This window comes from Pseudomonas defluvii, from assembly GCF_001695625.1.
Lineage (GTDB): Bacteria > Pseudomonadota > Gammaproteobacteria > Pseudomonadales > Pseudomonadaceae > Aquipseudomonas > Aquipseudomonas defluvii.
Genome location: NZ_MBPN01000032.1, coordinates 43,616 through 50,317, shown reverse-complemented (window position 1 = coordinate 50,317; position 6,702 = coordinate 43,616). Strand labels below are relative to the sequence as shown.

Here is a 6,702-nt window from a genome sequence, read left to right as displayed (position 1 = left end):
CCGTTGACGCTTTGGCAGTACATCCTTGAGCTTGGCGTGCATGCTGCGCAGCGTGTTCGCCGTGGTGTCCCAGTCGATGCAGGCATCGGTGATCGAGACGCCGTACTGCAGTTCGGAAAGGTTTTTCGGAATAGCCTGGCAACCCCAGTTCAGGTGGCTCTCGACCATCAAGCCAATGATCGACTGATTGCCTTCGAGGATCTGGTTGGCCACGTTCTCCATGACCAGTGGCTGCAGTGCCGGGTCCTTGTTGGAGTTGGCATGGCTGCAGTCGACCATGATGTTCGGCTTGATCTTGGCCTTGGTCAGTGCCTGTTCGCAGAGTGCCACGCTGACTGAATCGTAGTTTGGCTTGCCGTTACCGCCGCGCAGTACCACGTGGCCGTAGGCGTTGCCTTTGGTGGTGACGATGGAGACGCCACCTTCCTGGTTGATACCCAGGAAGCGGTGAGGGCTGGAGACCGATTGCAGGGCGTTGATCGCTACGGTCAGGCCACCGTCGGTACCGTTCTTGAAGCCGACGGCCGAGGACAGGCCCGAAGCCATTTCACGGTGGGTTTGCGATTCAGTGGTGCGCGCACCAATGGCCGACCAGCTGATCAGGTCCTGCAGGTATTGTGGCGAAATCGGGTCGAGCGCTTCAGTTGCGGTTGGCAGGCCCATTTCCGCCAGGTCCAGCAGCAGTTGGCGGCCGATGTGCAGGCCGTCCTGGATTTTGAAGGAGTCATCCAGGTACGGGTCGTTGATCAGACCTTTCCAGCCAACGGTGGTACGCGGCTTTTCAAAATACACGCGCATGACCAGGTACAGGGTGTCGGACACCTCTGCGGCCAGTACTTTCAAGCGTTCGGCGTACTCGTGGGCGGCCTTGATGTCGTGAATCGAGCAAGGGCCGACGACCACGAACAGGCGGTGGTCCTTGCCGTCGAGGATATTGCGCACCACTTCGCGGCCCGCAGTCACGGTTTTCAGCGCGGTGGCACTGAGAGGTATTTCCTTCTTGAGCTGATCGGGGGTGATCAAGGTCTCGTTGGAGGCAACGTTAAGGTCATCGATCGGTAAATCAGCCATCGTGTTACTCGTCAGGTCACGGATGCCGGCCGCCAGCGATCCCCGTGCGGCGGAGCAGCATGATTTAACGCAGCGGGGGAGCCGAACCTTAGCGCGTTACACCGTAGCTCGACAATGGGCAAGGCCCGCTTTCCTGTGTGGGAACGCGGATAAAGGCCGGTCGAGTGCGACTAAAGTGGCAGCGGGCGTGGTTGCAGCACCCGGTTCGCCTCCAGGCTGGCTTCCGAGAACTCGGTGGCGTGCCGGGCGATCCACTCCTGAGCCAGGACTTGCAGGTCGATGTCTTGAGCTTCATCGCCGGCGTGTTGTTGGCAATAGTGCTGGATCTGGCAGACCTGTTCGCTCATTCGTGCACCGAACAGCGCTTGCTCATCAACAAAGGCGATGCCGACCCGGTAGCCTTGTGCCTGCTTCTGGCACCAGGCGACGTAACCCGGGTAGCGGGCGTCTTCGCCGAGGGAAGGGATGATCATTTCAACGGCCATGCCGCGGCGGTAGGCCCGTGGATGGTTGCAGGCTACGCCGCCCAGGCTGATAGTGTGGAGTCGCTGGCGGAACAGGCTGGGGGACGAGCGCAAGGTCAATTCGACCGGAACGTCATCGGGGTGAGTCAGGAATCCACGCATATCGACTCCGTGTCGATTATTTGACCTTGTTTGGCTGAGTATAGTGAAGGAAAGTGAAGCAGTTGATTTACGTATGAAAGCTGATCAAAAAACAATCAGTCCAGGGGTGGTGATGGAAAGGGCGCAACAACGCATCGGTATTATTGGTACCGGCGCCATCGGTGGTTTTTATGGTGTGATGCTGGCTCGTGCCGGGTTCGACGTGCATTTTCTGTTGCGCAGTGAGTTTGCGGCGGTCAGTGAACAGGGGCTGCAAATCGACAGTGATGTTCACGGGGTGTTACGCCTCCCGTCGGTGCAGGCCTATAGCGATGCTGCTGAAATGCCACCCTGCGACTGGCTGCTGGTCGGTGCCAAGACCACCAGCAACCCGGCCCTGGCACCCTTGATCACTCGGGCGTGCAAAGCGGGTGGCAGCGTCGTGCTGTTGCAGAACGGGTTGGGTGTCGAAGAGGCGTTGCGGCCTCTGTTGCCCAGCAACCTGCACCTGCTCGGAGGCTTGTGTTTTGTCTGCCTCAATCGCACGGCGCCGGGGATAGTTCGGCATCAGGCGTTGGGTGCAGTGAACCTTGGCTATCACAGTGGCCCGGCGCAGGATGTATTGGCACGTCAGGCACGAGTGGAGTCAGCTGTGGCGCTGTTTCATGCGGCGGGTATCGAGTCCCGGGGCATGCTCAACCTGGCTCAGGCGCGTTGGCAGAAGTTGGTGTGGAACGTGCCCTACAACGGCCTTTCGGTGTTGCTCAAGGCCAGCACCAGTGTACTGATGGCGGATGCGTCCAGCCGAGCACTGATTCAGGCGTTGATGTGCGAAGTGGTGGATGGGGCACGTGCCTGTGGCCATGTCCTGCCAGAGGGGTACGCTGAGGATCTGTTTGCCATCACTGAGAACATGCCGGATTACTGGCCGAGCATGTACCACGACTACGCTCAGCAGCGGCCGCTGGAGTTGGATGCCATCTATGCTGAACCGCTGGCGCAGGCGCGTCAGGCCGGTTGCCAGCTGCCGCGAATCGAAGCGCTGCATCAGGCGCTGGCATTTATTGATCGGCATAACCATTGATACCCCCAGGAGTGCAGCATGAGTAAAGGTCTGGTCGACAAGCTGGTGGTGGCCATTTCCTCGCGGGCGTTGTTCGATCTGAGTGAAAGCCATCAGGTGTTTCTGGCGCAGGGTGTGGAAGCCTACCGGCAGTACCAGATCGACCATGAGGATGAGCTGCTGGAGCCGGGCGATGCGTTCCCTCTTGTGCAGAAACTGCTGGGTTTGAATGACAGTCTCGGCCAGCAGCGGGTCGAGGTGGTGCTGGTGTCGCGTAACAGTGCCGACACCGGTTTGCGTGTGTTCAGTGCCATCGAACATCACGGCCTGGGCATTTCACGCGCCGCCTTTGTCGGCGGCCGCAGCCCTTATCCGTATCTGGCGGCATTTGGTTGCCACCTGTTCCTGTCGACTGATGCCGAGGACGTGCGCCGGGCGCTGGAGGCCGGTTTTGCCGCCGCGACCATTCTGTCTGGCGGTGCCCGGCGAGCGGCCAGCGATGAACTGCGTATCGCGTTTGATGGCGACGCGGTGTTGTTTTCCGATGAGTCGGAGCGCGTCTACCAGCAAGGAGGGCTAGAAGCCTTCCAGGCCAACGAACGCCAGGCGGCTCGCCAGCCGTTGGGTGGCGGCCCGTTCAAGCCGTTCCTGGCCGCGTTGCATGTGCTGCAGAAAGAGTTTCCGCAAGGCGCCTGCCCGATTCGTACGGCACTGGTTACCGCGCGTTCTGCACCCGCCCATGAGCGGGTGATCCGTACCTTGCGTGATTGGGACATCCGTCTGGACGAGTCGCTGTTTCTCGGCGGCCTGGACAAGTCGGCTTTTCTTGAAGCGTTCGCCGCCGACGTGTTCTTCGATGATCAGGCTGGGCATTGCGAGCGCGCCCGAGGTGTGGTCGCGACGGGGCATGTGCCTCATGGTGTCAGCAACGAGCACGCGCCCGGTTGAGCCCGGCGGCGCTCGCCGGACGGGGGCTGCGCATCACCTTGACGCTGCTAAGCTGAAGCGTGCGCTGCCGATTCGGCAGTCGAGGAGGGCAAATGATCCATTCGATGCTGTATGCCACAGACCTCGGTGTGTACGCGCCTTATGTCTTGCAACATGCGCTGGCGTTGGCGCGAACCTTCAACGCGGAATTGTATGTGATTCATGCGGTTGAGCCGATGGGGCAGTTCGCTGAATCACTGCTGCAGAGCTACCTGGACGAACAGACCCTGGACGAACTGCATAGCCAGGGTGTGAACACGGTGATGGCCAATATCGAACAGCGGGTGCTGGATACGTTTCGTGATGAATTGGGTGGGCATGAGGACCTGGCCCTGATCCGTGCCGTGCGGGTGCGTCAGGGGGATCCTGCTCAGGTCATTCTGGAGCAGGCTCAGCGACTGAGTGTCGATTTACTGATTGTTGGCAGTCACTCTCGTGGCGCTGGGGTGTCGATTCCGCTGGGCCGGACTGCGGCGCGTGTGTTGCAGCTTTCGCCAGTGCCGGTGTACATGGTCCCCTTGGCCCAGCATCTGGGCCGGCGCAAGGGGTGAGCGGTACGTGAGCGAGGCTGTAGGAAAACCGGTGAAATAGTTCTAGATTTATTCTTCAAACCACTAATATAGTTATAACCCGTCGCTGCTGTCGGTGGCGCCCAGCTGATTTGAGGGATACCTATGAAGCTTCAACAATTGCGCTACATCTGGGAAGTGGCGCACCACGACCTCAACGTCTCCGCGACAGCACAGAGCCTGTATACCTCCCAACCTGGGATCAGCAAGCAGATCCGTCTGTTGGAAGATGAGCTGGGTGTTGAGGTTTTCGCTCGTAGCGGCAAGCACTTGACGCGCGTCACGCCGGCGGGTGAGCGGATTATCACCACGGCTGGGGAAATTCTGCGCAAGGTCGAGAGCATCAAGCAAATCGCCCAGGAATTCTCCAATGAGAAAAAGGGCACCCTTTCGATCGCAACGACGCACACCCAGGCGCGTTACGCGTTGCCGCCGGTGATCAGTAACTTCATCAAGCAATACCCGGAAGTAGCGCTGCACATGCACCAGGGTTCGCCGATGCAGATTGCCGAGATGGCGGCTGATGGCACCGTCGATTTCGCCATTGCCACCGAGGCCCTGGAGCTGTTCGGCGACCTGGTGATGATGCCGTGCTATCGCTGGAACCGTTGTGTGGTCGTGCCGCAGGGGCATCCGCTGACCAAGCTGCCCAAGCTGACGCTGGAAGTGCTGGCGGAATACCCGATCGTGACCTACGTCTTTGGTTTTACCGGCCGCTCAAAGCTCGACGAAGCGTTCAGTCACCGTGGCCTGACCCCGAAAGTGGTCTTTACCGCCGCCGATGCTGACGTGATCAAGACCTATGTTCGCCTTGGTCTGGGTGTTGGTATTGTCGCCAAGATGGCTGTTGATCCCAAGCTCGACAGCGACCTGGTGGTGCTCGATGCCAGCGAGTTGTTCGAGTCCAGTGTGACCAAGATCGGTTTCCGCCGCGGCACGTTCCTGCGTGGGTTCATGTGCGACTTCATCGAGAAGTTTGCCCCGCACCTGACGCGTGAAGTAATGGCCAAGGCCATTCAGTGCCACAACAAGCAGGAACTGGAAGAGCTCTTTGAAGGTGTTGAGCTGCCGGTCCACTGACCACACGCCGGTTTTAGTGCTGAGAAAGCTAGCCGCGCAGAGCATGTGATTTTTGTGTCAGGCTCGCCTGCGGTGGTATCGGCGGGGTGTCAGTAAGCGCGCGGCGCCTGCATCGCGGGCAAGCCCGGCTCCTACAGTTGGCGCGGGCTCTGTTGGAGCTGGCTTGCCTGCGATGGCGTCGGTGCTGTGTCCGTGAGTTCGCGGCGTCTGCATCGCGGGCAAGCCCGGCTCCTACAGCTGGCGCGGGCTCTGTTGGAGCTGGCTTGCCTGCGATGGCCTCGGTGGGGTATCCGTGAGTGCGCGGCGTCTGCGTCGCGGGCAAGCCCGGCTCCTACAGTTGGCGCGGGCTCTGTTGGAGCTGGCTTGCCTGCGATGGCGTCGGTGGGGTATCCGTGAGTGCGCGGCGTTTGTATCGCGGGCAAGCCTGGCGCCTACAGCTTGCGCGGGCTCTGTTGGAGCTGGCTTGCCTGCGATGGCGTTTGCATCGCAGGCAAGCCCACAAGGGGTACCCTTCAGATCAGCCCTTGCTGATCAGGTTGCCTGCATGCAGGCCGCATTCTTTCTGGGTTGACTCTTCCCACCACCAGCGGCCTTCGCGCTCATGCTGGTTCGGCAGCACCGGGCGGGTGCAGGGTTCGCAGCCGATGCTGATAAAGCCGCGTTCATGCAGGCTGTTGTAGGGCAGCTCCAGCATGCGGATATAGCCCCAGACTTCTTCGCTGGTCATCTGTGCCAGTGGGTTGAACTTGTACAGCGTGTGCGCTGCTGTGGAGAAGGCACCGTCGATTTCCAGCGCGGCTACCTGGCTGCGGGTGCCCGGGCTTTGATCGCGACGCTGGCCGGTGGCCCAGGCGCTTACCGTGGCCAGTTTGCGGCGCAGTGGTTCGATCTTGCGGATACCGCAGCATTCGCCGTGACCGTCTTTGTAGAAGCTGAACAGGCCCTTTTCCTTGACGAAGGGCTCGAGCTTACTGTGGTCGGGCGAGAGGATTTCGATCGGCAGCGAGTAGTGCTCGCGCACCTGATCAATGAAACGGTAGGTTTCCGGGTGCAGGCGACCGGTGTCGAGGCTGAATACCTTGACCTGCTTGTTCAGTTTCCAGGCCATGTCCACCAGCACCACGTCTTCGGCGCCGCTGAAGGAGATCCACAGGTCGTCACCGAAGTGCTCGAAGGCAAGTTTGAGGATGTCTTGCGGGGACTTGCTGGCGTAGGTCGCGGCCAGGGCGGCGACGTCGAAGGGTTGGCTCATCAGGCGGCTTCCGGTCTGTGAATGGCGCTTTGCGCTCGTTTAGGCTGATCTTAACAAAAAATGTCTGGCTAGACG

At 60.3% G+C, this 6,702-nt stretch carries 7 protein-coding genes; 4 read left to right on the top strand and 3 right to left on the bottom strand.

The genetic code is table 11. The annotated features are described in order from the left end of the window. Both EKA13_RS11410 and EKA13_RS11405 read right to left on the bottom strand, forming a co-directional pair. On the bottom strand, positions 1-1,071 hold a 1,071-nt coding region (locus EKA13_RS11410; protein ID WP_065759500.1), incomplete at its 3' end, for a 3-deoxy-7-phosphoheptulonate synthase. 170 nt (positions 1,072-1,241) lie between these two features. After that, positions 1,242-1,697, bottom strand: coding sequence for a PilZ domain-containing protein (locus EKA13_RS11405; RefSeq protein ID WP_065759499.1), 456 nt, complete (start codon positions 1,695-1,697; stop codon positions 1,242-1,244). Between the two features lie 112 nt (positions 1,698-1,809). Between EKA13_RS11405 and EKA13_RS11400 the strand changes: the two genes are divergently transcribed. From EKA13_RS11400 to cysB, 4 genes are all read left to right on the top strand, one after another. Then, a complete protein-coding gene (locus EKA13_RS11400) occupies positions 1,810-2,760 on the top strand; it encodes a putative 2-dehydropantoate 2-reductase (protein WP_065759505.1) in 951 nt (316 codons plus the stop codon). An 18-nt stretch (positions 2,761-2,778) separates the two neighbouring features. Then, positions 2,779-3,687, top strand: coding sequence for a 5'-nucleotidase (locus EKA13_RS11395; RefSeq protein WP_065759498.1), 909 nt, complete (start codon positions 2,779-2,781; stop codon positions 3,685-3,687). A 92-nt stretch (positions 3,688-3,779) separates the two neighbouring features. Continuing rightward, positions 3,780-4,277, top strand: coding sequence for a universal stress protein (locus tag EKA13_RS11390; protein ID WP_065759497.1), 498 nt, complete (start codon positions 3,780-3,782; stop codon positions 4,275-4,277). A 123-nt stretch (positions 4,278-4,400) separates the two neighbouring features. Then, positions 4,401-5,375, top strand: a complete 975-nt coding sequence (cysB, locus tag EKA13_RS11385; RefSeq protein ID WP_065759496.1) for an HTH-type transcriptional regulator CysB — start codon at positions 4,401-4,403, stop codon at positions 5,373-5,375. A gap of 517 nt (positions 5,376-5,892) precedes the next feature. On the opposite strand, the gene EKA13_RS11380 is transcribed toward cysB, so the two are convergent. Then, a complete protein-coding gene (locus tag EKA13_RS11380) occupies positions 5,893-6,627 on the bottom strand; it encodes a phosphoadenylyl-sulfate reductase (RefSeq protein WP_065759495.1) in 735 nt (244 codons plus the stop codon). Between the last annotated feature and the right edge of the window lie 75 nt (positions 6,628-6,702).

Bases quoted from the DNA above. Each gene is read 5' to 3' on its own strand.
- EKA13_RS11405 (WP_065759499.1), bottom strand. From the start codon at position 1,697: ATGCGTGGATTCCTGACTCACCCCGATGACGTTCCGGTCGAATTGACC.
- EKA13_RS11400 (WP_065759505.1), top strand. From the start codon at position 1,810: ATGGAAAGGGCGCAACAACGCATCGGTATTATTGGTACCGGCGCCATC.
- EKA13_RS11395 (WP_065759498.1), top strand. From the start codon at position 2,779: ATGAGTAAAGGTCTGGTCGACAAGCTGGTGGTGGCCATTTCCTCGCGG.
- EKA13_RS11390 (WP_065759497.1), top strand. From the start codon at position 3,780: ATGATCCATTCGATGCTGTATGCCACAGACCTCGGTGTGTACGCGCCT.
- cysB (WP_065759496.1), top strand. From the start codon at position 4,401: ATGAAGCTTCAACAATTGCGCTACATCTGGGAAGTGGCGCACCACGAC.
- EKA13_RS11380 (WP_065759495.1), bottom strand. From the start codon at position 6,627: ATGAGCCAACCCTTCGACGTCGCCGCCCTGGCCGCGACCTACGCCAGC.